The 26,275-nt window shown below is 64.1% G+C and carries 20 protein-coding genes; 9 read left to right on the plus strand and 11 right to left on the minus strand.

Translation table 11 applies throughout. The features are described 5' to 3' along the window. Nucleotides 1-83: 83 nt before the first annotated feature. The 3 genes from M2395_RS13535 to M2395_RS13545 all read right to left on the minus strand — a co-directional run bounded on the left by M2395_RS13535 (nucleotide 84) and on the right by M2395_RS13545 (nucleotide 2,279). Nucleotides 84-947 (minus strand): carboxylate/amino acid/amine transporter, encoded by an 864-nt coding sequence (locus M2395_RS13535; RefSeq protein WP_011059885.1) that lies wholly within the window; start codon nucleotides 945-947, stop codon nucleotides 84-86. A 259-nt stretch (nucleotides 948-1,206) separates the two neighbouring features. Next, nucleotides 1,207-1,806, minus strand: a complete 600-nt coding sequence (locus tag M2395_RS13540) for an FMN-dependent NADH-azoreductase (protein ID WP_011059884.1) — start codon at nucleotides 1,804-1,806, stop codon at nucleotides 1,207-1,209. Nucleotides 1,807-1,964: 158 nt separating this feature from the next. After that, nucleotides 1,965-2,279: a hypothetical protein gene (locus M2395_RS13545; protein WP_011059883.1), complete on the minus strand. Its 315-nt coding sequence runs from the start codon at nucleotides 2,277-2,279 to the stop codon at nucleotides 1,965-1,967. A gap of 49 nt (nucleotides 2,280-2,328) precedes the next feature. Here M2395_RS13545 and M2395_RS13550 point away from each other — a divergent pair, with 49 nt between their 5' ends. The 5 genes from M2395_RS13550 to aqpZ all read left to right on the plus strand — a co-directional run bounded on the left by M2395_RS13550 (nucleotide 2,329) and on the right by aqpZ (nucleotide 7,493). Continuing rightward, nucleotides 2,329-3,252, plus strand: coding sequence for a LysR family transcriptional regulator (locus M2395_RS13550; protein ID WP_011059882.1), 924 nt, complete (start codon nucleotides 2,329-2,331; stop codon nucleotides 3,250-3,252). 30 nt (nucleotides 3,253-3,282) lie between these two features. After that, the gene (locus tag M2395_RS13555) at nucleotides 3,283-4,086 is read left to right on the plus strand and encodes an alpha/beta fold hydrolase (protein ID WP_011059881.1); all 804 of its coding nucleotides are present in this window, start codon (nucleotides 3,283-3,285) and stop codon (nucleotides 4,084-4,086) included. Between the two features lie 3 nt (nucleotides 4,087-4,089). Beyond that, complete coding sequence (locus tag M2395_RS13560; protein WP_011059880.1) at nucleotides 4,090-4,653, plus strand: peptidylprolyl isomerase A; 564 nt, start codon at nucleotides 4,090-4,092, stop codon at nucleotides 4,651-4,653. Between the two features lie 90 nt (nucleotides 4,654-4,743). Continuing rightward, entirely contained in the window at nucleotides 4,744-6,576 is a 1,833-nt protein-coding gene (locus M2395_RS13565; protein ID WP_077933561.1) for an ABC transporter ATP-binding protein, read from the plus strand. Nucleotides 6,577-6,794: 218 nt separating this feature from the next. After that, nucleotides 6,795-7,493, plus strand: a complete 699-nt coding sequence (aqpZ, locus tag M2395_RS13570; RefSeq protein ID WP_011059878.1) for an aquaporin Z — start codon at nucleotides 6,795-6,797, stop codon at nucleotides 7,491-7,493. A gap of 16 nt (nucleotides 7,494-7,509) precedes the next feature. On the opposite strand, the gene M2395_RS13575 is transcribed toward aqpZ, so the two are convergent. Together M2395_RS13575 and M2395_RS13580 are read right to left on the minus strand one after the other, a co-directional pair. Next, nucleotides 7,510-8,634 carry a GNAT family N-acetyltransferase gene (locus M2395_RS13575; RefSeq protein ID WP_041116577.1) on the minus strand — a complete coding sequence of 375 codons (1,125 nt, stop codon included), beginning with the start codon at nucleotides 8,632-8,634 and terminating at the stop codon, nucleotides 7,510-7,512. A 75-nt stretch (nucleotides 8,635-8,709) separates the two neighbouring features. Then, nucleotides 8,710-9,615 carry a LysR family transcriptional regulator gene (locus M2395_RS13580; RefSeq protein WP_123430227.1) on the minus strand — a complete coding sequence of 302 codons (906 nt, stop codon included), beginning with the start codon at nucleotides 9,613-9,615 and terminating at the stop codon, nucleotides 8,710-8,712. A gap of 84 nt (nucleotides 9,616-9,699) precedes the next feature. Here M2395_RS13580 and M2395_RS13585 point away from each other — a divergent pair, with 84 nt between their 5' ends. Together M2395_RS13585 and M2395_RS13590 are read left to right on the plus strand one after the other, a co-directional pair. Next, complete coding sequence (locus M2395_RS13585) at nucleotides 9,700-11,067, plus strand: MFS transporter (RefSeq protein WP_011059875.1); 1,368 nt, start codon at nucleotides 9,700-9,702, stop codon at nucleotides 11,065-11,067. Next, nucleotides 11,048-11,449: a nuclear transport factor 2 family protein gene (locus M2395_RS13590; protein WP_026019998.1), complete on the plus strand. Its 402-nt coding sequence runs from the start codon at nucleotides 11,048-11,050 to the stop codon at nucleotides 11,447-11,449. Before M2395_RS13585 ends, M2395_RS13590 begins: the two co-directional genes overlap by 20 nt. A 104-nt stretch (nucleotides 11,450-11,553) precedes the next feature. Here the strand turns inward: M2395_RS13590 and M2395_RS13595 are convergent, their stop codons facing one another. From M2395_RS13595 to aceK, 6 genes are all read right to left on the minus strand, one after another. Beyond that, entirely contained in the window at nucleotides 11,554-12,888 is a 1,335-nt protein-coding gene (locus tag M2395_RS13595; RefSeq protein ID WP_011059873.1) for an OprO/OprP family phosphate-selective porin, read from the minus strand. 425 nt (nucleotides 12,889-13,313) lie between these two features. After that, a complete protein-coding gene (locus tag M2395_RS13600; protein WP_011059872.1) occupies nucleotides 13,314-13,547 on the minus strand; it encodes an anti-sigma factor in 234 nt (77 codons plus the stop codon). Next, a complete protein-coding gene (locus tag M2395_RS13605; RefSeq protein WP_011059871.1) occupies nucleotides 13,541-14,155 on the minus strand; it encodes an RNA polymerase sigma factor in 615 nt (204 codons plus the stop codon). The genes M2395_RS13600 and M2395_RS13605 overlap by 7 nt, the downstream gene beginning before the upstream one ends. Nucleotides 14,156-14,232: 77 nt before the next feature. After that, complete coding sequence (locus M2395_RS13610) at nucleotides 14,233-15,354, minus strand: beta-ketoacyl-ACP synthase III (protein ID WP_019093329.1); 1,122 nt, start codon at nucleotides 15,352-15,354, stop codon at nucleotides 14,233-14,235. Between the two features lie 274 nt (nucleotides 15,355-15,628). Further along, nucleotides 15,629-19,540, minus strand: a complete 3,912-nt coding sequence (gene hrpA / locus M2395_RS13615; protein ID WP_123430226.1) for an ATP-dependent RNA helicase HrpA — start codon at nucleotides 19,538-19,540, stop codon at nucleotides 15,629-15,631. A gap of 135 nt (nucleotides 19,541-19,675) precedes the next feature. Then, nucleotides 19,676-21,397, minus strand: coding sequence for a bifunctional isocitrate dehydrogenase kinase/phosphatase (aceK, locus tag M2395_RS13620; protein WP_011059868.1), 1,722 nt, complete (start codon nucleotides 21,395-21,397; stop codon nucleotides 19,676-19,678). A 248-nt stretch (nucleotides 21,398-21,645) separates the two neighbouring features. Between aceK and M2395_RS13625 the strand changes: the two genes are divergently transcribed. Further along, nucleotides 21,646-22,545, plus strand: a complete 900-nt coding sequence (locus M2395_RS13625) for a DMT family transporter (RefSeq protein ID WP_077933554.1) — start codon at nucleotides 21,646-21,648, stop codon at nucleotides 22,543-22,545. Between the two features lie 562 nt (nucleotides 22,546-23,107). After that, nucleotides 23,108-26,260 (plus strand): autotransporter domain-containing protein, encoded by a 3,153-nt coding sequence (locus M2395_RS13630; RefSeq protein WP_233447051.1) that lies wholly within the window; start codon nucleotides 23,108-23,110, stop codon nucleotides 26,258-26,260. The last annotated feature ends 15 nt before the right edge of the window (nucleotides 26,261-26,275 follow it).

The raw sequence follows: 26,275 nt of genomic DNA on the forward strand, positions 1-26,275 counted from the left end.
AGGAGCTGGCTTGCCAGCGAAGGCGTTGGCCGGCCAGACGCAACGCTTGCGGGCCCTTTCGCCGGCAAGCCGGCTCCTACAGGTTAGGGCGTCAGGCGCGGCGCCGCGCCCCGGCGGCTGATCCACACCGCCCCCAGAATCACCAACCCGCCCAGCAACAGCCGCCCCAGGTCTTCGTGCTGGTTCCAGATCAGCAGGTTGATCAACAGCCCCACCGGCACATGCAGGTTGTTCATCACCGCCAGGGTGGCGCCCGTCACCAGGCACGCGCCCTTGTTCCACCAGTACATGCCCAGGGCCGTGGACACCAGGCCGAGGAACAGCAGCACCGCCCATTGCAGCGGCGCGTCGGGCAGGTAGTGGGCCTTGCCGAACAGCAGGAACGCCGGCAACACCACCAGCAGCGCCCCCAGGTAGAAGTAGCCGAAGCGCCGGTAGTGCGGCTCGTCGCTGGGGTAGCGCGCCACCAGGTGCTTGTACAGCACTTGCCCGGCGGCATAGGTGAAGTTGGCCAGTTGCAGCAGCAAGAAGCCCATGAAGAAGTCCGGGTTGACGCTGTCGTAGCGGATCACCACCGCGCCTGCCACCGCCACCAGCGCCGCCAGCAGGCCCCAGGGGTTGAAGCGCCGGTTCAGGGCGTCTTCGATCAGGGTCACATGCAACGGCGTGAGGATGGTGAACAGCAGTACTTCCGGCACCGTCAGCACGCGAAAGCTCAGGTACAGGCACACGTAGGTGATGCCGAACTGCAGCGCACCGATCAGCAGCATGCCGCGCATGAAGGCCGGGGCCACCCGGCGCCAGCGGGTCAGTGGAATGAACACCAGCCCCGCCAGCAGCACCCGCACCAGCACCGCGAAGTAACTGTCGACATGCCCGGCCAGGTATTCGCCGATCAGGCTGAAGGAAAACGCCTGGATCAGCGTGACAAAAAGTAGATAGCCCATGTTCGCCTCGTCTTGAATGGCGGCGACGATAGCGGTTTTGCCCCCTCAGATGAAATCCCGGGCAAAAAAAAGCCCGATCTCGCTAGGCGTGCAATCGGGCGTCGGTACTGAAGGAGCAACCAGTACAAAGGGAGGTTCGATGCGCGAACCGGCTTGAAGGGGGATGCGCAGGCGCTACTTGAACACCGGTGGATTATCTGCAGATTAACGGCGCCGCCCTGCCCTTCGCTGAGCGGCGCCTGGGCTCAAGAGTCGCGGCTCAGGCCACCTGGGCCAGCTTGGCATTGGCCTGGTTCAGGCCCTTCTCGTGGAAGTCCCCCCCCAGGTTCAGGCCTTCGGCGTGGATGAACTCCACATCGTGGATGCCGATAAAGCCCATCACCTGGCGCAGGTAGGGTTCCTGGTGGTCCGCGGTGCTGCCGGCGTAGATACCGCCGCGGGCAGTAAGCACGTAGGCACGCTTGCCGGTGAGCAGGCCCTGGGGCCCGGTGTCGGTGTACTTGAAGGTCACCCCGGCGCGCAGTACGTGGTCGAGCCAGGCCTTGAGGGTGCTGGGAATGGCGAAGTTGTACATCGGCGCGGCCATGACCAGGACGTCGGCGGCCAGCAATTCCTCGGTCAATTCATTGGAGCGTTGCAGGGAGTCCTGCTCGGCGGCGCTGCGCTGCTCGGCGGGTTTCATCCAGCCCCCCAGCAGGTTGGCATCCAGGTGCGGCACCGGGTTGCGGGCCAGGTCGCGTACCGTGATCGAATCACCCGGGTGGGCGGCTTGCCATTGCTGGATAAAGGTCTGGGTCAACTGGCGGGATACGGAATCCTGCTGGCGGGCACTGCTTTCAATGATCAGGACGCGGGACATGGCACAAATCTCCATCGGGGTATGCGTAAGTCGATGGAGCGCAGATTAAACAGAGTGATATCGATGAAAAAGCGCAAATAACTGCTATAACCAATCAACAAATTCGTTTATAAGCGGAGCCAGCCCTGCAGCAACCGGCCGGGCCGGGCCCACTTCGATCATTTGGCCTGGCAGGTCAGGTCCAGGCGCAGCTTGATGATCTTGCGATTGAACTTGGCGGTAACGTTCTTGCTCTGCCCTGCGGCGACTTCCACCTTGCGGGTGCGCGGCGCTTCGGGGCCATTGCGAAACACCACCGAGCACAGCGCATCGCTCTTGCCGTAGTTGTTCAACTGGATGGAGCCGATGTCTTCATCGGTGTCATAGGCCGTGTAATCGATGCTCTGGCCGTTGAGCTGCTTCTCGACTTCGATGGGATAGGCCCAGGCGCTCAAGGGCAACAGAGCCAGCAACACACAACAGAATTTTCTCATTCGGCAGTCTCCAGTAAGGAGCGCCAGCTTAGGACAAGAGGAGCCCCTCATGAAAGCGCCCCGCGTGACCCTGGATCAATGGCGCACCCTGCAGGCGGTGGTCGACCACGGCGGTTTCGCCCAGGCCGCCGAAGCGCTGCACCGGTCCCAGTCCTCGGTCAGCTACACCGTGGCCCGCATGCAGGACCAGCTCGGCGTGCCGCTGCTGCGCATCGACGGCCGCAAGGCAGTGCTCACCGAAGCCGGCGGCGTGTTGCTGCGCCGCTCCCGGCAACTGGTCAAGCAGGCCAGCCAGCTGGAAGACCTGGCCCACCATATGGAACAGGGCTGGGAAGCCGAAGTGCGGCTGGTGGTGGACGCTGCCTACCCCAACGCGCGCCTGGTACGCGCCCTGACCGCCTTCATGCCGCAAAGCCGTGGCTGCCGCGTGCGCCTGCGCGAGGAAGTGCTGTCCGGGGTCGAGGAAGTGCTGCTCGAAGGGGTGGCCGACCTGGCCATCAGCGGCTTCAACATTCCCGGCTACCTGGGTACCGAGATGAGCTCGGTGGAGTTCGTCGCCGTGGCCCACCCGGAACACGCCCTGCACCGCCTGCAGCGGGAACTGCACTTCCAGGACCTGGAAAGCCAGCTGCAAGTGGTGATCCGCGACTCCGGCCGCCAGCAACCGCGCGATGTCGGCTGGCTCGGCGCCGAACAGCGCTGGACCGTGGGCAGCCTGGCCACCGCCGCGACCTTCGTCGGCAGCGGCCTGGGCTTTGCCTGGCTGCCCCGGCACCTGATCGAGCGCGAGCTGCGCGAAGGCCTGCTCAAGGTCCTGCCCCTGGACCAGGGCGGCAGCCGCCACCCGACCTTCTACCTTTACTCCAACAAGGACAAACCCCTGGGCCCGGCGACGCAGATCCTCGTGGAGCTGCTGCGCACCTTCGACACCGCGCCCCTGGATGCGCCCTTTGCCGCCCCCGAGCAAGCCTGACGCCCCACCCACCAGAACAGGAGTTCTGCCATGGCCTATTTCGAGCATGAAGGTTGCACCCTGCACTACGAGGAATACGGCCGGGGCGAACCCCTGCTGCTGGTCCATGGCCTGGGTTCCAGCGCCCTGGACTGGGAAAAACAGATCCCCGCGCTCTCGGCCCGCTATCGGCTGATCGTCCCGGACATCCGCGGCCACGGGCGCTCCGACAAGCCCCGGGAGCGCTACAGCATCAAAGGCTTCACCGCCGACATCGTGGCGCTGATCGAGCACCTGAACCTGGGCCCGGCCCACTACGTCGGGCTGTCCATGGGCGGCATGATCGGCTTCCAGCTGGGGGTGGACCAGCCGCAGTTGCTCAAGAGCCTGTGCATCGTCAACAGCGGCCCCGAGGTCAAGCTGCGCAGCGCCAACGACTACTGGCAGTGGTTCAAGCGCTGGAGCCTGGCCCGGGTGCTGAGCCCGAGCGCCATCGGCAAGGCCCTGGGCCCGCGGCTGTTTCCCAAGCCGGAACAGGGCGAGCTGCGACAGAAGATGGCCGAGCGCTGGGCAAAAAACGACAAACGTGCTTATCTCGCCAGCTTCGACGCCATCGTCGGTTGGGGGGTTCAGGAACGTCTGTCGCGAATCACCTGTCCAACCCTGGTCGTCAGCGCCGACCGCGACTACACCCCGGTGGCGCTCAAGGAGGCTTATGTCAAACTGCTGCCGGACGCGCGGCTGGTGGTGATCGAGGACTCCCGACACGCCACGCCGCTGGACCAGCCGCAGCGCTTCAACCAAACCCTGCTGGACTTCATGACCACAGTCGACACCACCACCCAGGATCACTGACCCATGCTGAAAAAAATCGCCCTCGTCGCCGGCTCCGTACTCTTCGCGGCCAACCTGATGGCCGCGCAACCGGCCAAGGCGCCCCACGTCCTGCTGGACACCAGCTTCGGCAAGATCGAAGTGGAACTGGACCCGGTCAAGGCACCGATCTCCAGCAAGAACTTCCTCGACTACGTCGACAGCGGCTTCTACACCAACACCATCTTCCACCGGGTGATCCCGGGGTTCATGGTCCAGGGCGGTGGCTTCACCGCGCAGATGGTGCAGAAAGACACCCGCGACCCGATCAAGAACGAAGCCTCCAACGGCCTGCATAACGTGCGTGGCACCCTGTCCATGGCCCGTACCTCGAACCCCAACTCGGCCACCAGCCAGTTCTTCATCAACGTCGCCGACAACGCCTTCCTCGACCCGGGCCGCGATGCCGGCTACGCCGTATTCGCCAAGGTGGTGAGCGGCATGGACGTGGTGGACCAGATCGTCAACTCCCAGACCACCACCAAGCAGGGCATGCAGAACGTGCCGATCGACCCGGTACTGATCAAGTCGGCCAAGCGTATCGACTGATACTTCGCAGCCTGTCCCGACGGCGGCGCCCTACCCGGCGCCCCGTCCGTTTTCTGCACAGGAGAGCCCGTACCCCGGGCTTCAGACCCCATGCTCTTTCGTCGTTTTGAACAACTGATCGACATCTTCCGCGACGCTCCCAGCGCCACCCCGCCCAACCGGGTCCTGCCCTTCTACTTCCACTACATCAAGCAAGTCTGGCCGAGCTTCGTCGCCCTGCTGGTGGTGGGCCTGTTCGTGGCCCTGATCGAGGTGTCGCTGTTCAGCTACCTGAGCACCATCATCGACCTGGCCCAGGGCACCCCCAGCGTCCAGGTGTTCACCGACCACGGCCTGGAACTGGCCTGGATGGCGGTGGTGGCGCTGCTGTTCCGGCCCCTGATGGTGGGCCTGCACGACCTCCTGATGCACCAGACCATCAACCCTGGCATGACCAGCCTGATCCGCTGGCAGAACCACAGCTACGTGCTGCGCCAGAGCCTGAACTTCTTCCAGAACGACTTCGCCGGGCGCATCGCCCAGCGCATCATGCAGACCGGCTATTCGCTGCAGGACTCCTCGGTGCAGGTGATCGATGCCCTGTGGCACGTGACCATCTACGCCATCGGTTCCCTGGTGCTGTTCGCCGACGCCGACTGGCGCCTGATGATCCCGCTGCTGCTGTGGATCGCCGGCTTCATCGGTGCCATGCGCTACTTCGTGCCACGCATCCAGAAGCGCTCGGTGGACGCCTCCGACGCCCGCTCCAAGCTGATGGGGCGAATCGTCGACGGCTACACCAACATCACCACCCTCAAGCTCTTCGCCCACACCCACTTCGAGCAGAGCTACGCCCGCGAGGCGATCGCCGAGCAGACCGAAAAGAGCCAGCTGGCCGGGCGCGTGGTCACCGCCATGGACGTGACCATCACCAGCCTCAACGGCCTGCTGATCGCCGGCACCACCGGCCTGGCCCTGTGGCTGTGGAGCCAGTCGCTGATCAGCGCCGGGGCCATTGCCCTGGCGACCGGGCTGGTGATCCGCATCGTCAACATGTCCGGCTGGATCATGTGGGTGATCAACGGCATTTTCGAAAACATCGGCATGGTCGAGGACGGCCTGAAGACCATCGCCCAGCCCCTGCAACTCACCGACCGCGAGCAGGCACCGAAGCTGGCGGTGGCCCAGGGCGGCGTGCGTTTCGAACATGTGGAATTCCACTATGGCAAGGCCAATCGGGTCATCAGCGACCTCAACCTGGAGATCCGCCCCGGGGAGAAGATCGGCCTGATCGGCCCGTCCGGGGCGGGCAAGTCGACCCTGGTCAACCTGCTGCTGCGCCTCTACGACCTGCAGGGCGGCAAGATCCTCATCGACGGCCAGGACATCGCCGGGGTAACCCAGGAAAGCCTGCGCGAACGCATCGGCATGATCACCCAGGACACCTCGCTGCTGCACCGCTCGATCCGCGACAACCTGCTCTACGGCCGCCCCGACGCCACCGACGAGCAACTCTGGGAAGCAGTGCGCAAGGCCCGCGCCGACGAGTTCATCCCGTTGTTGTCCGACGCCCAGGGCCGCACCGGCTTCGATGCCCATGTCGGCGAGCGCGGGGTCAAGTTGTCCGGAGGCCAGCGCCAGCGCATCGCCATTGCCCGGGTGCTGCTCAAGGATGCGCCGATCCTGATCATGGACGAAGCCACCTCGGCCCTGGACTCGGAAGTGGAAGCGGCGATCCAGGAAAGCCTGGAGACCCTGATGCAAGGCAAGACCGTGATCGCCATCGCCCACCGCCTCTCCACCATCGCCCGCATGGACCGCCTGGTGGTCCTGGAACAGGGGCGCATCGCCGAGACCGGTACCCACGCCGAACTGCTGGCCCACGGCGGCCTGTATGCGCGCCTGTGGCAGCACCAGACCGGAGGCTTCGTCGGCATCGACTGACCGGCGGCGGCTACAGGGTGCTGATCAGCTACAGAAAGTTGCCGCACAATGCGCCAGAGCCCCGTTTTCAGGGGGCTCTGGCGTTTTTCATGGGCGAGTGGAATTGCGCCGAAAGCCTGCTGTAATGAGCCTAGGTTCCGGAGCGGAACCTGTAGTTAACCTGCGGGATGCATAACAGTTGTATCGCGTTGATAGGTTGACCTATCAAGGACTCTCTCATGTCTTTGTTCAAACGTTCTGTCACCGAATTGCTCGGTACGTTCTGGCTGGTCCTGGGCGGTTGCGGCAGCGCCGTTCTGGCGGCGGCCTTTCCCAACGTCGGTATCGGCCTGCTCGGGGTCGCCCTGGCCTTCGGCCTGACGGTGCTGACCATGGCCTTCGCCATCGGCCATATCTCCGGTTGCCACTTGAACCCCGCGGTGTCCGTCGGGCTGGTGGTGGGTGGACGCTTTCCGGCCAGGGAACTGCCGGCCTATATCGTCGCGCAGGTGATCGGCGGGGTAATCGCCGCGGCGCTGCTGTACTTCATCGCCAGCGGCAAGCCGGGGTTCGAACTGGCCTCGGGGCTGGCGTCCAACGGCTATGGCGCACACTCCCCCGGGGGCTATTCCATGGCCGCGGGTTTTGTCTGTGAGTTGGTGATGACCTTGATGTTCGTGGTGATCATCCTCGGTGCCACCGACAAACGCGCCCCGGCGGGGCTGGCGCCCATCGCCATCGGCCTGGCCCTGACCCTGATCCACCTGATCTCGATCCCGGTCACCAACACCTCGGTCAACCCGGCCCGCAGCACCGGACCGGCGCTGATCGTCGGCGGCTGGGCGTTGCAGCAGCTGTGGATGTTCTGGCTGGCGCCGATCCTTGGCGCAGTGATCGGCGGCGTGGTCTATCGCTGGCTGGGCAAGGAAGACGGCTGAGCAACGCCGGCGAGGGTCACGCCTGCCGATAGGGCAAGGCGTCCCTCGCCTCTTGCGCATAGGCGCGGATTCCGGCCTGTTCCTGTTGCAGGAAATCCTTCACCGCAGCCTTCAGCCCAGGATGGCGCAGGTAGTGCCAGGAGCGGGTGAGCACCGGTTCGAAGCCGCGAATCAGCTTGTGCTCGCCCTGGGCGCCGGCGTCGAAGCGCTGCAGCCCCTGGGCGATGGCGTACTCCATGCCCTGGTAGAAACAGGTCTCGAAATGCAGGCGGTCGAACTCCGCCAGGCAACCCCAGTAGCGCCCATAGAAACTGTCGCCGCCCACCAGGCTGAAGGCCATGGCCACCGGGCGCCCGCCCTGCTTGGCCAGGACCACGCGGATCGCTTCGGGCATACGCTCGGCCAGCAGGCTGAAAAATGCTCGGGTCAGGTAGGGTGACTGGCGCCGCACCGCGTAGGTGTTGGCGTAGCAGGCATAGACGAAATCCCACTGCCCCTGGTCCAGTTCATGGCCTTCAAGCCACTGGAAATCAATGCCCTGCCCCGCCACCTGCTCGCGCTCCTTGCGCATCTGCTTGCGCTTGCGCGAGCTCAGGGCATCGAGGAAATCCTGAAAGTCCCGGTAGCCACGGTTCTGCCAGTGAAACTGGCAGCCCAGGCGCTGCAGCCAGCCCGGTTGCTGCGCCAGGGCCGCGTCGCTGAAATCGTCGGTGAAGTTGATATGGGCACTGGAAAGCCCTTCGATCTCCAGGTAGCCGGGCAGGCTTTTCAGCAGTTCGAGCGCATCTGCCTGGGTCGCTGCCAGCACCCGGGCGCCGCTCACCGGGCTGAACGGCACCGCCGTCAGCAGCTTGGGGTAGTAGTCGATTCCGGCCCGGTCGCAGGCATCCGCCCAGCCATGATCGAACACGTATTCGCCGTAGGAATGCCATTTGCGATAGCTGGGCAGCGCCGCCAGCAGCCGACCGTCTTCGACATGCAGCAGGTGCTCGGCCTGCCAGCCAGAGCGCGGGCCAAGGCTGCCGCTGTCTTCCAGCGCACTGAGAAAGGCGTGGCGCACAAAGGGTTGCCCGTCCTTGAGCAGGCCATCCCATTGCGCAGGATCGACGGCGGACAGGCTGTTCAAGGATTGCAGCGGCATCGGGGTCCCCGGAATTCAGATCGAACAACCCGGGGAGTATCCTCCATCCCCGGGTTCACCGAAACCGCCGCAGCGCTAGCGCCCCAGGTGCTCCGCCAGAAAGTCGATGAACACCCGGGACTTGCGCGGCAGGTGCGCACTGTTGGGAAACAGCACATGCACCGGCTGCGTGGCCAGCCGGTACTCGGGCAATACCCGCACCAGCCGGCCGTTGCCCAGGTCATCGAGGACCATCCACTCTGGCAGCACCGCCAGCCCGAGGCCGGCCAGGGCCATGGCGCGAATCGCCGTCGCCGAGTTGGACTCGTGCCCGGGGCTGACCTTGACCTCCACCTCGCCACGGCGCGGATGGCTGAAGGTCCAGCCCGGCGGCCCGCCCAGGTTGCTGTTGCCAATCCAGGGCCAGGCATCGAGCTCTTCAGGCTGCGTCACCTGCCGGTCCTTGAGCAGCGCCGGGCTGGCCACCAGGACAATGGCGTAGTCCGCCAGCTGGCGCCCCTTGAACCCCGAGTCCGCCAGGTGCCCGAGGCGGATCACTAGGTCGAGCTTTTCCGCCACCAGATCATTCAACGACGAGTTGAAGTGATAACTCAGGCGCACCTCGGGATAACGCGCGGTGAACAACGGCAGGATCGGCAACACGAACGTCTCGGCATACTCCGCCGTGGAGCTGATACGCAACTTGCCACTGACCCGGTCGCGCCCGTGCAGCACATTGTCGAAGGCGGTGTCGATATTGGCGACAATCCCCTTGAACTCGTCGTAGAGGGCCTGGCCGGTCTCGGTCAGTGTCACCTGCCGCGTGGTGCGGATCAGCAAGGTGCTCGCCAGCGCTTGCTCCAGGGCCTTTATGTGCAGGCTGGCCATGGCCTTGCTGATGCCCAGGTACTGCGCGGCGCGGGTGTATGAGCCGAAGTCCACCACCACAAGAAAGGTCTGTACCCGGTGCAGCTGGCCGTGAAAATTTTCGCTCACTGTCAAATCCCATTAAACAATGCGTCAAGTATAGGCACCTCGACACCCTGCCCCCAAGCTCCCTAAGCTGCGCGCCAAAAGGGAGACGGCATGACTTACAGATACAAAGTGGCGGTGGTATTCCTTCTCGGATTCTTCATCGACTGCGTCAACATTTTCATGTCGGCGGTGGCCCTGCCCACTATCGCCGCCCAACTGCAAGTGTCCAGCGCCGCCGTGGCCTGGGTCGCCAATGCCTACATCCTCGGCCTGACCCTGGTGATCGCCATCAGCACCTGGCTCGCGGCGCGTTTCGGCAACCGCCAGGTGCTCTGCGCCTCGATGCTGCTGTTCAGCGTTGCCGGGCTGATGTGCGGGCTGGCCGACAGCTTCATGCCACTGGTGTTCTGGCGGCTGGTCCAGGGCATGGCCGGCGGCCTGCTGATTCCCCTGGGGCAGGCACTGACCTTCAACCTGTTCCAGGGCACGCAACGGGCGCGGATCTCCACCCTGGTGATGGCCGTGGCGCTACTGGCGCCAGCGCTGTCGCCCACGGTGGGTGGCGCCATTGTCGACCACAGTTCCTGGCGCTGGGTGTTCTTCGCCAGCCTGCCGCTGTCGCTGCTGGCGGCGTTGCTGTCCTGGTGCTGGATCAACGCCGAGCGCTCGGCGCCACCGCCGCGCCCGGACCTGCGCGGCCTGCTGCTGGTGACTGCGAGCCTGGGCTGCCTGTTGCTCGGCATGTCGCTGTACGGCAGCGGCTACCCGGCCCATCAGGCCGCACCGGGCCTGGTTGCCGGCCTGCTATTGGCCGAGTGCTACCGGCGTCACTGTCGGGCCTGCGCCCGGCCCATCGTCGAACTGCGGCTGCTGAAAAATCCGCGCCTGGGCCTGTCGGTGGCTATCTATCACGCGATCCCCGGGCTCTTCACCGGGGTCAATCTGCTGAGCCTGTTCTTCCTTCAGGAGAGCCTGCACCTGAGCGCCCAGCACAGCGGCATGTTCATGCTGCTGTATGCCGCCGGCGCACTGCTGGCGATGCTCGCCTGCGGACGTTTGTACAATCGCCTGGGCGCCGCACGGCTGTTCGCCATCGCCCTGGTGCTGCACAGCGCCGGCATCGCCAGCCTGTACGGGGTCGATTCGCTGGCCGATCTGCCCCTGATCAGCCTGGCCTACCTGCTGATGGGCCTGGGCGGCGGCGCCGGTGCCAATACCGCGCAGACCACCGCCCTGCTGGACTTCGACGGCGCCGATACGCACAAGGCCAGCGTGATCTGGAACATCAACCGGCAGATGGCCTTCAGCCTCGGCGCGGCCTTGCTGTTGATGCTCTACAACCTGCTGCTGGGTTATCGGGGCGTCACCGGCGCCTACCACCTGAGCCTTTTGCTGGCCGCCGCAGCCGGCCTGCTACCCCTGTTGACCCTGAACCGACTCCCACCACCCGAGGCCTCCCATGCCCAACTCGATCGCTAGACAGGCGCAATACAGCGTGCACTGGATTCACCAACTGATTCACAGCGTCTTCACCAACCAGCGCGGGGATGCCGAGGCCTGCATCGATCCCTTGCTGGGGCTGTTCGCCGAAGACTTCCAGATGGTCACCACCGGCGGCGCCATGGTCGGCCGCGAGCAGGTGGAACAGCTGTTTCGCGAAGGCCTGGGCCAACGCCCCGGTCTGGAAATCAGCATCAGCCAGGTGCGCTGTGTGTGGCAGGAAGGCCAGAGCGCGGCGATCCACTACAAGGAAACCCACCGCCTGGGCCAGGTCGAAAGCGCGCGCCTGTCCCTGGCGATCATTCGCGTGCAGGGCGATGCGGCGCAGTGGCTGTACCTGCACGAAACCGCCTGCCCTTGAGAGGCGCCCGTGCAGCGGGCAAAAAAAACCCCGCCGGGGCGGGGTTAAAAACGAGAGGAGCTATAACGGATGAGAAAGAGCTCTACCTGGGTGTTGCAACAGCCTTAGAACACGTACTGCACACGGGCTACGAGGGCATCGCCGCTGTCATCGCCAACGTTGTTGGTGATCTTGTCGGTGTTGACCTTGATGTAGTTGGCGGAAATCTTGATCGCCTCGTTGGCGTACCAGTTGACCCCGATGGTGTTCATGGTGGCCTTGGCATCGCCGACGTCACGGGTGGCGGTGGCGGCTACGACGTTCTTGTCATCGACCTTGATGTTGTCGTAGCGGTAGAACACTTCCCAGGCACCGTACTGCTTGTTCTCGGGCTTGATGGTGTCGAACTTGGCGCCGTCGAGTTTGTACACCCGGGCCTCGCCGGTCAGGGTATAGGCCAGTTGGCCGTAGAAACCGGTGGCCTTGACGTCCTTGTAGGCGTTGCTGTCGGCCTGCAGCTTGCGGGTCAGGTATTCCGCCTGGGCCGAGAACGGGCCGGTGGCGAAGGCGAATTCACCGCCGAACACCCGGTCATTGTCATAGGCGCCAACGGCCGTCTGGCTCGACGCGTTGAGGCCGGCGCCGCCGCCGAAGGTGGCACGGTTGCCGTTGGTGCCGGCATCGTTGCCGCCGTTGGTGGCGATACCACGCACGCCCAGGCGTGGGCGGATCCGCGAGTCGAAAGCGGTGTCGCTCACATCACGGCTGGCAAAGTCCAGACCGAAGTGCAGGACGTTGCCGGTCTCGTGCATCGGGGCGAACACGGCACGGGCGTTGAACTGCTTGACGCTGTCGCCGTCCTTGTCGTTGATGTCCTTGGCCGCCACGCTGCCGGACAGGTAGGCCATGTCGGCGACCACCGAGCTGGCCTGCAGGCCCATGCCGTTCTCGTGGGAGTTGACCCAGTCGGCCAGCTCGTAGGCGGCGTTACGCTCCATGGCGGTAACCCACTTGGAACTGGTGGCCTTCTCCAGGCCGAAGTCTTCGTCGAAGCGGCCGGCGCGCAGGGTCACCGGCTTGAAGCCGACGTAGGAGATGGACGCCTCGTCGAAGTAACCGTCATCGGCGGTGCCCGAGTTGTGGGAGAAGTCGTAGTTGATCTGGTATTTCCAATCCTTGTAGGCGGTGCCGCCCAATTCCAGATAGGCGCGGCGGAAGTACGCGCCGTCGCCGCTGTCACCATTCTTGGTGTAGAACCCGTCGAAACGGCCATAGTCGGCTTGCAGACGACCGCCCAGCTTGAAGCTGAACGCGGAGTCGGTGGTAGCAACCTCAAGGCCGCCCTTGGTTTTGACTACGATATCGGCGCCGTCGGTGGTGACGGTGCCAGCGAAAGCCTGGGCGGTTACTGCCAGGGCCAGGGCGCTGGCGGCAAAACCGGCGAAGTGCTTACGGATCATCGAAGAGTTCCCCTAATTGGTGGTCTGTAGCGTTGGAAAACACGCGGGGTTGGCCCGCTGGTGTTGGGTGGGAATCTTGGCGAGGGGTTATTTCAGCCGGGTTGCTAATAGATAAAGATTTGATTACAGGGGAACTTTTTTACTTCGAAATGAAATAAGGCAAAAAGCCTGTACTAGAGCCTTTGCCCTGGGTTTTGCGGGGGAATAGGGGGACACAAGAACACTGTCACCTTTGATCGGATGACAGTTTCATGTGGCGTCTGTAGCCGTCGAGCCCCGGCGAGGCGGCGAACGGCTCTGTAGGAGACGCCGCGATCCTGAGGGCGCTGGAGGTTCGACGGGAGACCGTCAAGCAAGGCCCTGAGGGCCTTTTCGCAGCCTCGCCGGGGCTCGACAGCGGCTACCGAGCCATGGGGGAGGCAGGATCAGCGGTGGTTCTGGCGCTCGGCGGCCAGACGCTCGGCCAGTTCGTCGAGACCTTCCAGGGGCGGCTCCGGAAGCACCCGCAAGGTGGCCTGGAGCAGGCGCATCTGGCGAATGAAACGCCGGCAGTTGGGGCAGAACAACAGATGATGGCGCACCATCAAGCGCTCGCGAAAGCTCAACTGGCCATCGAGATAATCGCTGGATCGTGCCACTTGTTCCTTGCAGGTCAGCATTGGCCGGTTTCCTCAAAATGCTCCACGGTGGCGAAGACCTTCAGACGCGCCCGGTGCAGCAGTACCCGGACATTGGAGAGCGTGAGCCCCAAAAGGTTACAGATCTCTTCCAGCTCCAGGCCCTGGCGTTCGCGCAACAGCAGGACACTGCTCTGCAACTCCGACAGGCTGAGCAAGGTGTGCTCCAGGCAGTCACGCAGTTCGGACTCGGTCAGCAGGGCCTCCGGGGTGTCTTCGTGCCAGGCGAAAGGCGCCACCAGCCAGTGACCATCGCTGGAGGAGAAACGCTCATCACCCACGGTGCCATGGGGCGCCGGCAGATCGTCTAGCAACACTTCCCGGCGGTTCTGCTTGTAGCGGCTCTTGGCCGCGTTGGCGGTGATGGTCAGCAGCCAGGTCTTGAGGCTGGAACGCCCCTGGAAACCCGCCAGGTTGCGCACCACCGACAGCCAGGCGTCCTGTACCACTTCGTCGGCGTGGCGGTTGCCGACAATGGCGTAGGCCACGGCGCGCATGGCGCTCTGGTAGGTGCCGACCAGTTCCTTGTAAGCCTTTTGTTCGCCCGCCAACAGGCGCTCTAGCAGTTGCGTGTCATCAGCAGCGGCCATTCGTGCCTCGTTCAATCATGCAGGTTTGAGGGGGTGTGACGCGCCAATCCCGCCCGACGCCACACCCCAACCCTGAATCAACGCTTGCGCAGCAACACGCTACCGATCGAATAACCGGCGCCAAAGGAGCTGAGCACGGCCAGGGAACCGCTGGCCAGGTCGTCCTGGTACTTGTGGAAGGCAATCACCGAACCCGCCGAACTGGTGTTGGCGTAAGTGTCGAGAATCACCGGCGCTTCTTCCACCGAGGCTTCGCGGCCCAGGAGCTTCTTGACGATCAGGTGGTTCATGCTGAGGTTGGCCTGGTGCAGCCAGAAGCGCTTCACGTCGCTGACGTTGAGCTGGTTTTCTTCCAGGTGCGCAGCGATCAGCTCGGCCACCATCGGGCATACATCGCGAAATACCTTGCGGCCTTCCTGGACGAACAGCTTGTCGCGGGCACCGATACCCTCTTCCGCGGCGCGGTTGAGGAAGCCGAAGTTGTTGCGGATGTTGTTGGAGAACTGGGTCAGCAGCTTGGTGCTGACGATGTCGAACTGGTGCTCGGAGGTGGCCAGGTCGGCTCGCTCGATGACCACCGCGGTGGCGGCGTCGCCGAAGATGAAGTGGCTGTCGCGGTCACGGAAGTTCAGGTGCCCGGTGCAGACTTCCGGGTTGACCATCAGGATCGCCCGGGCCTGGCCCAGTTGCACGCTGTTGCAGGCCGCCTGGATGCCGAAGGTCGCCGAGGAGCAGGCCACGTTCATGTCGAAGCCAAAACCCTGGATGCCCAGTGCGGCCTGGACTTCGATGGCGATGGCCGGGTAGGCGCGCTGCAGGTTGGAGCAGGCGACGATCACCCCGTCGATGTCGGCGGCAGTCTTGCCGGCCCGCTGCAGGGCTTGCTCGGCGGCGGCCACGGCCATCTGGCAGAGTACCGACCATTCGTCGTTGGAGCGTTCCGGCAGGCGTGGAGCCATGCGCTGCGGGTCGAGGATGCCGTCCTTGTCCATGACGAAGCGGCTCTTGATGCCCGAGGCCTTTTCGATGAAGGCGGCGTTGGATTCGGTCAGGGCCTGCACTTCGCCGCGCTCGATGGCGGCAGCGTTGTCACTGTTGAACTGGTGGACGTAGGTATTGAACGATTCCACCAGCTCTTCGTTGGAGATGCTGTTGGCCGGGGTAAACAGGCCGGTGCCGCTGATGACGACGTTGTGCACGGTCGTTCCTCTAATGTGTTGAGGCAGAAGGTATTGGCACTCACGTGCCAAACCGTAAAGGGACGACTCCCGCCAAGGGAGCCGTTTCTGGCATCGCTTTATTCCGATCCGCCCAGGCTGCCTGCGATGCAGAAAGCCGGGGCCGGCATTTATGACGGCGGAGTTTGCCATAACCTCCGCCATTTCGCCGCAACTGCAAGATCGACGGAGTCAACCCTGTGCCGCCCCTGGCGGCGCTTTCGCTGGCACGCCAGCGCCTGCGAAGGGCTTTAGATCAGGCGTCGACCAGGCTCCACTGCTTGCTCAGGCGCTTGTCGGAAATCGGCACCTTGGTCCCCAACTGCTGGGCGAACAGGGACACCCGGTACTCCTCCAGCCACCAGCGGTACAGCTCCAGCTGCGGGTCGCGCTTGCCTTCCTGGGCATGCTTCTGGGCCCGGGTCTGGTACTGGCTCCACAGGCCCGAGAGCTCGCTGCTCCAGACCCGGTCCTTCTGCACCTGGCTGCCGAGTTTCTCGAAGCGCAGTTCCACGGCCTTGAGGTAACGCGGCAGTTCCTTGAGCCACAGGGCCGGGGTTTCCCGGACAAAGCCCGGGTACACCAGGTTCGCCAGCTGGGCCTTGATGTCGTTGAGGGCCACGGCCTGGGCCAGGTCGATCTTGCCCTTGAAGCGCTTTTGCAGGCCGTGCCAGAGCTTGAGGATCTCCAGGGTCAGGCGTGCCAGGCGCTCGGCGTGCTCGGTCCAGGCACCACGCTTGCGCTCGGCCAGGGAGGCCAGGCCCGCGCCATCCCGAGGCAGCACGGCCTCGCCTTCAAGAATGCAACTGTCGAGGCTGGCCAGGAGAATGTCCTCCACCAGCGCATCGACCCGGCCCAGTTCGCGGTACAGCAGGCCCAGCTCGGTAAGGCCCGGCAACTTGCCCCGCAGGAACTTGGCCGGCTCGGCCAGTTGCTGCAACAGCAGGCGCTGCAAGGCCCGGCGATGCTGGAACTCGGCTTCGGCAGCGGTGGAGAAGCGCCCTTCCTTGACCGTACCCGCCTCCTCCACCAGGGCCGGGTACACCGTCATCGACAGCCCGGCGATCTTCTGCTGGGTCTTTTCCGCCACCGCGGCAAATACCTTGGCTTGCACCGGTTGCTGGCTCTTGGCAGTCTGCGGCACCGCCAGGGCAGCCTGGCTGGCTTCGGCGAAACGCGCGGTCAGTTCGGCCAGGTCGCGGCCTTCGCCGAGGAACTTGCCCTGGGCGTCGACGATTTCCAGGTTCATCCGCAGGTGGCTTTCTACCTGTTGTTCGGCTTCGCTCCAGGCCTCGTCGCTGACCCGGGTACCGGTCATGCGCAGCAGCTCGCGGCCCAGGGCCTGGGGCAAGGAGCCCTCGGCGAAGACCATGCGCTGCAGGGCGGCCTTGACGAAGTCCGGCACCGGCACGAAGTTCTTGCGCAGGGCCTTGGGCAGGTTGCGCACCAGGGCGATGCACTTGGCCTCGATCAGCCCCGGCACCAGCCATTCCAGGCGTTCGGCGGGCAGTGCCGGCAGCAGCGGCGCTGGCACCCGCAGGGTCACGCCGTCCCGGGGATGGTTGGGTTCGAAGTGGTAACTCAGGGCCAGTTCCAGGTCACCGATATGCAGGGTGTCCGGGTACTGCTTGGCGGTGACCTCGCTGGCCTCGCGGGCCAGCACGTCTTCCTCGCGCATGATCAACAACTGCGGGTTCTTCTGGCTGTGCACCCGGTACCAGCTGTCGAAGGTCGCGGTCTGGTGGATCTCCGCTGGCAGGCGCGCGTCGTAGAAGGCGAACAGGGTTTCCTCGTCGGCCAGGATGTCGCGGCGCCGGGCCTTGGCCTCCAGCGCATCGAGCTGTTCCAGCAGTTGGGTGTTGGCGCTCAGGCACTTGGCCTTGGACTGGATTTCGCCACGCACCAGGGCCTCGCGGATGAACAGCTCGCGGGACACCACCGGGTCCACCGGGCCGTAATGCACTGGCCGGCGGCCGACCACGATCAGGCCGAACAGGGTGATCTGCTCGTAGGCCACTACCTGGCCGCGCTTCTTCTCCCAATGGGGCTCGAAGTGGTTCTTCTTCACCAGATGGCCGGCCAGGGGCTCGATCCAGTCCGGCTCGATCTTGGCCACCATGCGCGCATAGAGCTTGGTGGTTTCCACCAGCTCGGCGGTCATCAGCCATTGCGGGCGCTTCTTGCCCAGGCCCGAGGACGGGTGGATCCAGAAGCGCCGCTGGCGGGCCCCCAGGTAGTCGCCGTCTTCGGTCTTCTGGCCGATCTGGCTGAGCAGGCCTACCAGCACCGCCTTGTGCAGTTTCGGGTAGTCCGCCGGCTCCTTGTTCAGGCTCAGTTGCAGGTCGCGGCAGATCAGGCTCAATTGCCGGTGCGAATCACGCCACTCGCGCAGGCGCAGGTAGTTCAGGAAATTCTTGCGGCACCAGTTGCGCAGCGGGCTGGCGGTGAGGGCCTGGCGCTGTTCTTCGAAGCCGCGCCACAGGTTGACCAGCCCGGCGAAGTCCGAATCCACGTCCTTCCACTGGGCGTGGGCCTGGTCGGCGGCCTGCTGGCGCTCCGGCGGACGCTCGCGGGGGTCCTGGATCGACATGGCGCTGGCGACGATCAGCACTTCCTGGAGGCTGCCGAGCTTGGCCGCTTCCAGCAGCATGCGGCCCATGCGCGGATCCACCGGCAGGCGCGCCAGTTGCCGGCCCAGTGGTGTCAGCTGGCTGTTGCGGTCGACTGCCGAGAGTTCCTGCAGCAGGTTGAAACCGTCGCTGATGGCCTTGCCATCCGGCGGTTCGATAAACGGGAAGGCGGTGATTTCCCCCAGGCGCAGGTGCAGCATCTGCAGGATCACCGCCGCCAGGTTGGTACGCAGGATCTCCGGGTCGGTGAATTCCGGCCGGCCGAGGAAATCTTCCTCGCTGTACAGGCGCACGCAGATCCCCGGTTCGACCCGGCCGCAACGGCCCTTGCGCTGGTTGGCGCTGGCCTGGGAAATCGCCTCGATGGGCAGGCGCTGGACCTTGGCCCGGTAGCTGTAGCGGCTGATGCGCGCAGTGCCGCTGTCGATCACGTAGCGGATGCCCGGCACGGTCAGCGAGGTTTCGGCGACGTTGGTGGCCAGCACCACGCGGCGGCCCGGGTGGGACTGGAAGATGCGCTGCTGTTCGGCCGGCGACAGGCGCGCGTACAGCGGCAGGATCTCGGTGTGCTTGAGCTGGGCCTTGCGCAGCATCTCCGCGGCGTCGCGGATCTCCCGCTCGCCGGGCAGGAACACCAGCACGTCCCCGGGGCTGCGCCTTTCACTGCGTTCATGGGCGGCGATTTCATCCAGGGTGGCGAGGATCGCCTGGTCCACCGTGAGGTCGTCCTCGACCCGGTTGCCCTCCTCGTCCTGTTCCAGGGTCAACGGGCGATACCAGGTTTCCACCGGGAAGGTGCGGCCGGAGACCTCGACGATCGGCGCGTTATCGAAGTGCTTGGAGAAGCGCTCAAGGTCGATGGTCGCCGAGGTGATGATGACCTTCAGGTCCGGGCGCCGCGGCAGCAGGGTCTTGAGGTAGCCGAGGAGGAAGTCGATATTCAGGCTGCGCTCGTGGGCCTCGTCGACGATGATCGTGTCGTAGCGTTCCAGGTAGCGATCGTTCTGGGTTTCCGCCAGCAGGATGCCGTCGGTCATCAGCTTGATCAGGGTGCTGGAATCGCTCTGGTCCTCGAAGCGCACCTGGTAGCCCACCAGCGAGCCCAGGGGCGTGGCCAGCTCTTCGGCGACCCGGCTGGCCACGCTGCGGGCGGCAATCCGTCGGGGCTGGGTATGGCCGATCAGGCCATGCTGGCCACGACCGATTTCCAGGCAGATCTTCGGCAACTGGGTGGTCTTGCCCGAGCCGGTCTCGCCGGCAATGATCAGCACCTGATGCTTGAGCAGCGCCTCCTTGATCTCGTCGCGCTTGGCGGCAATCGGCAGGCTGTCGTCATAGCGGATCTGCGGCACGCTCTGGCGCCGCGCCGTCACCAGGTTGCAGGAAGCCTGCATGCGCTCCAGCCACTGGGCGAGCTTGGCCTCGTCTGGCTTCTTGCGCAGTTCGAGCAACTGCCGGCGCAACCGGTGACGGTCGCCGAGCATGGCTTGATCGAGGTTTTTCAGCAGTTGGTCGATTGCAGGCGATTCGTCAGTCATCAGGTACGCAAGGGTCGTCTATTTAGGCAGGGCGCGATTGTCGCAGAAAAGTCCATGCAATACGTAGGAGCCGGCTTGTCGGCGAAGGGGCCGGTGAGGACGCCCTCGCCGGCAAGCCGGCTCCTGCACGTCTATTTATTCGTCTTCCAGGCCTTGGCGCCGGTAAGGGAAGACATCGATCACCTTGCCGGCGCGGATGGCCTCCTGCAGGCCCTTCCAGTAATCGGCGTTGTACAGCTCGCCGTGCAACTGGTCGAACAGCTTGCGCTGGCCGGCATCGGCGAACAGGAACGGCGGGAACTCCTCGGGGAACACGTCGTGGGGGCCGATGGAGTACCAGGGTTCGGAAGCCATTTCATCTTCCGGGGTACGGGGGGCCGGAATGTGGCGGAAGTTGGCTTCGGTGAGGAAGCAGATTTCGTCGTAGTCATAGAACACCACCCGGCCATGGCGGGTGACGCCGAAGTTCTTCAGCAGCATGTCGCCGGGGAAGATGTTGGCCGCCGCCAGCTGCTTGATCGCCAGGCCGTAGTCCTCCAGGGCCTCGCGCACCTGGGCTTCGTTGGCATGCTCCAGGTAGAGATTGAGCGGGGTCATGCGCCGCTCGGTCCAGCAGTGGCGGATCAGTACCGTCTGGCCTTCCACCGCCACCGTGGAGGGCGCCACTTCCAGCAGTTCCTCAAGGCACGCCGGGTCGAACTTGCTCAGGGGGAAGCGGAAGTCGGCGAACTCCTGGGTATCGGCCATGCGGCCCACCCGATCCACGCTTTTCACCAGCCGGTATTTCTCGATCACCGTGGCCCGGTCGACGTTCTTCGACGGCGAGAAGCGGTCCTTGATGATCTTGAACACGGTGTTGAAGCCCGGCAGGGTGAACACGCTCATGACCATGCCGCGCACCCCGGGGGCCATGATGAAGCGATCGTCGGTGCTGGCCAGGTGGTTGATCAGGGCACGGTAGAACTCCGACTTGCCGTGCTTGTAGAAACCGATGGAGGTGTACAGCTCGGCGATGTGCTTGCCCGGCAGGATGCGCTTGAGGAAGCCGATGAATTCCGCCGGCACCGGCACGTCCACCATGAAGTAGGAACGGGTGAAGGAAAAGATGATCGAGACGTCCGCCTCGTCGGTGATCAGCGCGTCGATCTGGATCCCCCGGCCTTCGCGGTGCAGTAGCGGGATCACCAGCGGCCACTGTTCTTCATGGGTGAAGATGCGCCCCACCAGGTAGGCGCCCTTGTTGCGGTAGAGCACCGAGGAAAACAGTTCCAGGGTCAGTTCCGGGTCCTTGCACACCCAGTCCGGCAGGTTCTCCCGCAATTGCGCCTCCAGGCGCCGCAGGTCCCCCGGCAGGTCGGCGTAGTCCTCGCTGAAGCGGTAGTCGGCGAACACCTGTTCGAGCATCGTCGCCAGTTCGCCCTGGGGCTTGTAGCTGCGGGTCTGCGCGGCCCGGGCCCGGCGCAGGCTGGGCCGGGTAGTGTGGATGAACATGCAGCCATCGCTGATCAGGTCGTGGCTGAACAGGCCGCAGAAGATCGAGTTGTACCAGGTCTCGGACAGCTCATCGTCAAAGCGCAGGTCGATCAGGCTGATGTAGGCGCTTTTCACCAGTGGCCACTGGCTGACATCCATCAGCGACTCGGTGCTGAAGGCCTGGTGCAGACGCGCCACGGTCTCGCCCACCTTCTCTTCATACAGGTTGATCCGCGCTGCCGAGGCCTTTTGCGCTTGCTGCCACTGCGCCTGCTCGAAGCGTTGCCGGGCACCGTCGGTGATCTGGCGAAAGTGCTCGCGGTAGTCGTCGAAGCCATCGAGGATCATTCGAGCGATATCGGCGGCGGGCCATGACTGCGACATAAAGAGACCTCTGCGGGAATTTACGATGCCAGAGCTTAGCCAGTGAAACGAGGTGAAGAGAAGCGTATTTTTGTGATGGGATGTACGCCGAAAAATGACCCGGCGGTCGCTCTGTCTCCAGGCCTCTGCAACGCAGGATTGAACGCAACAATCGGGGTGCGGGTTTTCTTCGCCCCGTGCGCCAATAAGGTTTGCCATGCCCGGCCACGCTGGGCAAGATCCCTCGCCCCGAACCCAAGGAACCTCCTGTGAAACCTGTCGATCTGCTGCGCCTGCTGTCGCTGGCCGCCATCTGGGGCGCGAGCTTCTTGTTCATGCGCATCATCGCCCCGGTGCTGGGCAGCGTGCCCACGGCCTTCTTCCGGGTGTCCATCGCCGCGCTCGGGCTGCTGGTGATGCTGGCGTTGATGCGGGTCGACTGGAACTTTCGTGGCAAGCTCAAGACCGTGCTGCTGCTCGGGGTGATCAACTCCGGGATACCCGCGACGATGTACTCGGTGGCGGCCCAGGTGCTGCCCGCCGGCTACTCGGCGATCTTCAATGCCACCACGCCGTTGATGGGGGTGTTGATCGGCGGCCTGTTTTTCCATGAACGCCTGACCCCGAGCAAATTCGCCGGGGTCTGCCTGGGCCTGCTCGGCGTCGGCATCCTGACTCGCGCCGGCCCCGTGGCCTTCGACCGAGACCTGCTGCTGGGCGCCCTGTCCTGCTTGATGGCCACCACCTGCTACGGCTTCGCCGGGTTCCTCGCCCGACGCTGGCTGGACCAGGCCGGCGGCCTGGACAGCCGCCTGTCGGCCCTGGGCAGCATGCTGGGAGCGACCCTGCTGCTGTTGCCGCTGTTCGCCTACAACGCCATCAGCCAGCCGCCCCCCAGCTGGGGTGGCTGGAGCGTATGGCTATCGCTTTTGGGGCTGGGGCTGGGCTGCACCGCGTTTGCCTACGTGCTGTATTTCCGCCTGCTCAGCGCCATCGGCCCGGTGCGTTCGATGACCGTGACCTTCATGATCCCGCCATTCGGCGTACTGTGGGGCGCGTTGCTGCTAGACGAGCCGCTGTCCATGGCCCACCTGTATGGCGGCGCGCTGATTGCCGCCGCGCTGTGGCTGGTGCTCAGGCCGGGACCCCGGGCCATCCCGAGCGAATAGCTGACCGATCGCTGATCTCCCCCAGATACCTGCGGTGGTGGAATAACCAGGAAAGTTAAAAACAACTTTCAAGCACTCCCCCCACCGCCTCATCTAAAACACACTTCCATCCTCGCCACACTCCCCCGCAAAAAATCTGGAAAGATGAAATTCTACTGATCCAGAAATCAAGTATCAGACACTTCCAATCTAAAACAACTTAAACAACCTACAAATAACAAAGACGATTCTGCGCCTTTAATCAGATATTCCTTACTCCCCCGAAATACTCCATCTCCCCTCTGCCCCTGCCTGTAGCACGCCCCTATCCTCTTTGAACCACCGAACCCATTGCAACTTCCCGGACCGTTCCAACACCGCCAGAACTTGCATGAATACAACACTCGAGTCGGACTTTTTTACAGCACGAGCCTAGGACAACTCACAACCCAATAGTTCTTATTTCGTCTCGAGAGTTAGCCCCTCCAACGCTGTAACTCCCCCCTTGCACAACGCTATTTGCCAACACGCTCAATGTTGTTTTCAAACCCTCGACTGAACAGGCATCTCCTTGAAGAATAAAATGTTGCAAAAGAACCATTTCAAATACGCCAGTACCACGACCGCTGTTGCTCTAGCACTGAGTTCGTTATCCCCCGCGGTCCTTGCCGAGACGACCTGGACCGGGGATGCCTACCACCTGGCAGTCGACCCGAACGGCAACGCCTATCGGGTCAACGAAGACAACGCCTGGGAAAGAAATGGCAACTGGAGCAAAGGCGCTCCCGCCAGCAATGAAGTCGTCAACGTTGACAGGCCGCTCAGCAGGGGAACCAACGATGTCGCGCAATTGGATAGCGCACAAATGATCGGCAGTCTCAACGTCGGCACCAGCAGCAATGGCCTGGGCCAGTTGAATGTGGGCGGCAACGGCTGGCTGGAAATCGCCGACGCACTCACCCTGGGCAGCGTACAAGGCGCCGTGGGCAAGGCCTCATTCAACAACGGCGCAAGACTGGGCACAGCCGGTGACTTGATCGTCGGCAAAAGCGGGTCCGGCGAGTTGAACCTGGGCAGCGGCTCGCGAGCCCACACCCAGGGCAATGCTCTGATCAGCGCCGAGCAGGGTGCATCTGGCGCGCTCAACGTCGATGGCGGCGCAACCCTGACCAGCGACAAGACATTGACTGTCGGCGGTGCCGGCAACGGTTCGCTGACCGTCGGCAACGGCGCTCAGGTCAACGCTCGGGACAGCATTGTGGCGGCCGACCCGGGCGCCACCAGCGCTATCAACATCAGTGGCGCAGGCAGCCAATTGAACGTCTCCGGCAACATGACCCTGGGCCAGAGCGGCAAGGCGGCCCTGACGCTGGCCGATCAAGGCCAGGCCAGGGTCGGCAGCGGCGCCCTGCAGATTGCCCGGGACGCCAGCGCCAGCGCTGCGCTCTATGTGGGGGCGGCCAGCGCCAATGCCGCTGACGCTCGGGCTGCGGGCCAACTGGATGCTGCACGGGTGATCTTCGGCCTGGGCCAGGGGCTGGTCCAGTTCAACCATAGCGACAGCGACCACTCGTTCGACGCCGGCTTCGAAGGCCATGGACGCATCAGCCACATCGCCGGACAGACCCTGTTCAACGGTGACTCCAGCACCTTCAGCGGCGAACTGCATGTCCAGGGTGGCGAACTGCTGCTGAACAACGCCATGGCCGGACAGGTGCAGGTCGATCGCAACGCCAGCCTGCACATCGGCGCCCACAACGGCAGTGCCGGCGCAGTACTGAGCGATATCGGCAACGATGGCCAGGTGGTGTTCGATCGCAACAACTCGTACCAGTACGACCAGGTGATTTCCGGTAGCGGCTCGGTCGAGCAACGTGGTACCGGTACCACCGTGCTCACCGCAGAAAACACCTACAGCGGCGGCACGCTGATCAGCAACGGCACCCTGCAACTGGGTGCCGGCACAAGCGGCGGCCGCAGCGGCTCGATTCTCGGTGACGTGCAGATCGATGCGCCCGGCAACCTGGTGTTGAACCGCGCCGACAGCTACCGCTTCGGGGGCTCAATGGCGGGTAGCGGTACGCTCAACAAGCGCGGTACCGGCCGCACCGAACTGAGCGGCGACAGTTCCAACTTCCACGGCCAGAGCCAGGTCGAAGCCGGTATCCTCGCCGTCAACGGCACCCTCGGTGGCTCCACCGACGTGCATGCGGGCGCGACCCTGGCCGGCAATGGCCAGGTCGGCAATGTCACCCTGCACGACGATGCCACAGTGGCCCCGGGCAACGACATCGGCACCCTCACCGTGTCTGGCAACCTGGACCAGCACAGCGGCTCGACCTTCTACACCGAACTGCTGAGCACTGGCGCCAGCGACCGACTGCAGGTGAACGGCGCAGCGCGGCTGGACGCCGGCAGCATCGTCAACGCCGACAAGCTCGACAGCGCCCGCTACGAGCTGGACAGGCGCTACCTGATCCTCGCGACCCAGCAGGGCCTGAGCGGTCGCTACAACCTGACCGGCGATACCCGAGTCTCGACGTTCTACAATCTGGTGGATAACTACGACAGCCACAACGCCTACCTGGATGTACAGCAGACCCGTCTGTTCCAGGACGCCGCCCTCTCGCGCAACCAGCGCGCCACGGCCACTGCGCTGCAAAGCCTGAAGGGTTCTGCCGTACCGGCTCTGACGCCACCGGTGCACAACAAACTATTCGAGGCCATCGCCTACCTGCCCGACGATCACCAGGCCCGCGCGGCCTTCGAGCAACTGTCCGGGGATTTCCACAGTTCGACCCGTTCGGCGCTGATCCAGGACAGCCGCCTGGTCCGCGACGCGGCAAACAGTCGCCTACGTTCGGTGACCGCCACCCAGGACAGTGGCGCCAGCCGTGACAGCGATTCAGGCCTGACCCCCTGGATCACCACGCTGGGCAACTGGGGGGAGCTCAAGGGGGGCAGCAATGTCGCCAGATTGCGCAGCGACACCCAGGGCGTGCTCGCCGGTGTCGACACCCAGGTCGGTGACAGCGGTCATATCGGCGCGTTAACCGGTTACAGCCGAACGGAACTGAAAAGCTCGTCACGGGATGCTTCCAGCGACAACGACAATATCCACCTGGGGGTCTATGGCGGGGCCCAGGTCAGCGACTTCGACCTGCGTGGCGGCCTGGCCTACACCTGGAGCCGGATCGACGCCAAGCGTTCGGTGAACTTTGCCGGCTACAGCGACCATCTGCAGTCCACCCATCAAGCCGGCATCCTGCAGGCGTTCGGTGAAGTGGGCCGGCGCCTGGACTTCGGCCCTTCAGTACAGCTGGAACCCTTTGCCAACCTGACCCACGTGCAGGTCAAGAGCGATGGCTTCAAGGAACATGGGGGCCTCGCGGCCCTGAGCGCCAAACAGGTCTCGGACCAACAAACGTTCGCCACCCTGGGGTTGCGTGCCAGTGCCAGCAAGCCACTGGACAGCGGCAAGTCGCTCAGCCTCTTTGCCAGTGCCGGCTGGAAACATGCCTTGGCCGGCGCTACACCGGCCAACACCTATCGTTTCGACGCAAGTGATGCTTTCCGTGTCGAAGGCGTGGCCTATTCACGCAACAGTGCAGTACTCGAAACGGGCGTGGAAACCAGGCTGACCCCTGAGTTGAGCCTGGGCGCCGCATACAGCGCGCAACTGGGTGATGCGTCCAGCGAGCACGGCCTGCGCCTGAACGCTAGCTACCAGTTCTGACCCGGCCATGACCAC

Origin of the sequence: Pseudomonas sp. BIGb0176 (genome assembly GCF_024810175.1) — a bacterium.
Lineage (GTDB): Bacteria > Pseudomonadota > Gammaproteobacteria > Pseudomonadales > Pseudomonadaceae > Aquipseudomonas > Aquipseudomonas protegens.

Bases quoted from the DNA above. Each gene is read 5' to 3' on its own strand.
- M2395_RS13535 (WP_011059885.1), bottom strand. From the start codon at position 947: ATGGGCTATCTACTTTTTGTCACGCTGATCCAGGCGTTTTCCTTCAGC.
- M2395_RS13540 (WP_011059884.1), bottom strand. From the start codon at position 1,806: ATGTCCCGCGTCCTGATCATTGAAAGCAGTGCCCGCCAGCAGGATTCC.
- M2395_RS13545 (WP_011059883.1), bottom strand. From the start codon at position 2,279: ATGAGAAAATTCTGTTGTGTGTTGCTGGCTCTGTTGCCCTTGAGCGCC.
- M2395_RS13550 (WP_011059882.1), top strand. From the start codon at position 2,329: ATGAAAGCGCCCCGCGTGACCCTGGATCAATGGCGCACCCTGCAGGCG.
- M2395_RS13555 (WP_011059881.1), top strand. From the start codon at position 3,283: ATGGCCTATTTCGAGCATGAAGGTTGCACCCTGCACTACGAGGAATAC.
- M2395_RS13560 (WP_011059880.1), top strand. From the start codon at position 4,090: ATGCTGAAAAAAATCGCCCTCGTCGCCGGCTCCGTACTCTTCGCGGCC.
- M2395_RS13565 (WP_077933561.1), top strand. From the start codon at position 4,744: ATGCTCTTTCGTCGTTTTGAACAACTGATCGACATCTTCCGCGACGCT.
- aqpZ (WP_011059878.1), top strand. From the start codon at position 6,795: ATGTCTTTGTTCAAACGTTCTGTCACCGAATTGCTCGGTACGTTCTGG.
- M2395_RS13575 (WP_041116577.1), bottom strand. From the start codon at position 8,634: ATGCCGCTGCAATCCTTGAACAGCCTGTCCGCCGTCGATCCTGCGCAA.
- M2395_RS13585 (WP_011059875.1), top strand. From the start codon at position 9,700: ATGACTTACAGATACAAAGTGGCGGTGGTATTCCTTCTCGGATTCTTC.
- M2395_RS13590 (WP_026019998.1), top strand. From the start codon at position 11,048: ATGCCCAACTCGATCGCTAGACAGGCGCAATACAGCGTGCACTGGATT.
- M2395_RS13595 (WP_011059873.1), bottom strand. From the start codon at position 12,888: ATGATCCGTAAGCACTTCGCCGGTTTTGCCGCCAGCGCCCTGGCCCTG.
- M2395_RS13600 (WP_011059872.1), bottom strand. From the start codon at position 13,547: ATGCTGACCTGCAAGGAACAAGTGGCACGATCCAGCGATTATCTCGAT.
- M2395_RS13605 (WP_011059871.1), bottom strand. From the start codon at position 14,155: ATGGCCGCTGCTGATGACACGCAACTGCTAGAGCGCCTGTTGGCGGGC.
- hrpA (WP_123430226.1), bottom strand. From the start codon at position 19,540: ATGACTGACGAATCGCCTGCAATCGACCAACTGCTGAAAAACCTCGAT.
- aceK (WP_011059868.1), bottom strand. From the start codon at position 21,397: ATGTCGCAGTCATGGCCCGCCGCCGATATCGCTCGAATGATCCTCGAT.
- M2395_RS13630 (WP_233447051.1), top strand. From the start codon at position 23,108: ATGTTGCAAAAGAACCATTTCAAATACGCCAGTACCACGACCGCTGTT.